The sequence below is a fragment of the Escherichia sp. KCJ4928 genome, from assembly GCF_004352695.1.
GTDB lineage: Bacteria > Pseudomonadota > Gammaproteobacteria > Enterobacterales > Enterobacteriaceae > ECMA0423.
Genome location: NZ_SJWV01000597.1, coordinates 1 through 478, shown reverse-complemented (window position 1 = coordinate 478; position 478 = coordinate 1). Strand labels below are relative to the sequence as shown.

Below are 478 nucleotides of genomic sequence, written 5' to 3'. Positions count from 1 at the left end.
ACTGAACATCCTGTAATTAAAACATAGCCTTTATGCTACTTTGTGCCAATTTGCTTAACATTATGGTTGCCTTTTTATATAACGATAATAATGAATATAAGCATGACATGAGAATAAGGTTTCAATTTTTGAGTTATATAGGAAAGGTTTAACCTGTTCCTGGCTAAAATACATATAACTGGATGATGACTAAACCAAAACACATGTGCGTTAAGTATTGAAACGGGCGTATGGCACACCCGTTGTTTTTATAAATATATTAACCGTTATAAAATAACGTATAGAAAGTCAAGTGATCACATTTCAAATATCAATTTGATAGTATTGGCATGGTGATTATTTATGGGTAGCAATAAAAGGACAGTATTTATCATCCATAGGGATAGTCTCTGTACTTTTATTCCCATTATGCTAATGCCTTACTGAATTATGAAGCATTTCTTAAGCATCCAACTTTAGCTAGATTAATGGTTTATTA

General features: G+C 31.2%; 2 protein-coding genes. Both read right to left on the bottom strand.

Annotated elements, in window-relative coordinates; genetic code table 11:
* Positions 1-16: 16 nt before the first annotated feature.
* Positions 17-61, bottom strand: a complete 45-nt coding sequence (locus E0D98_RS27695; protein ID WP_205713039.1) for a hypothetical protein — start codon at positions 59-61, stop codon at positions 17-19.
* A 235-nt stretch (positions 62-296) separates the two neighbouring features.
* Positions 297-407, bottom strand: coding sequence for a hypothetical protein (locus E0D98_RS25785; protein WP_032141808.1), 111 nt, complete (start codon positions 405-407; stop codon positions 297-299).
* Between the last annotated feature and the right edge of the window lie 71 nt (positions 408-478).

Excerpts from the sequence above, each read along its gene's own strand:
- E0D98_RS25785 (WP_032141808.1), bottom strand. The coding sequence starts at position 407 with ATGGGAATAAAAGTACAGAGACTATCCCTATGGATGATAAATACTGTC.